Genomic DNA, 208 nt, shown 5'->3' on the forward strand with positions numbered 1-208 from the left:
GTCGCCGACCGTTGCCGGGGCGGAGATCTTGTAGCCCTTGGTGCTGTCGGCGACTTCAAGAAGGGCGACACCGGCAGCGAGTCGCCCACGATGACCGCCAGCGACAAGGCGGAGGCCGAGAAGGCCGGGATCAAGAACCCCTCGCAGGCCGTCGCGACCTACACCAACGTGTCCGACCCGACGAAGCTCGAAGGGCAGTCGCTCTCCC

At 67.3% G+C, this 208-nt stretch carries 1 pseudogene; it reads left to right on the plus strand.

The features are described 5' to 3' along the window. A pseudogene (locus J0695_RS36350) lies at positions 1–208 on the plus strand (hypothetical protein); the annotation flags it as partial.

The organism is Streptomyces beijiangensis, from assembly GCF_017315755.1.
GTDB lineage: Bacteria > Actinomycetota > Actinomycetes > Streptomycetales > Streptomycetaceae > Streptomyces > Streptomyces beijiangensis.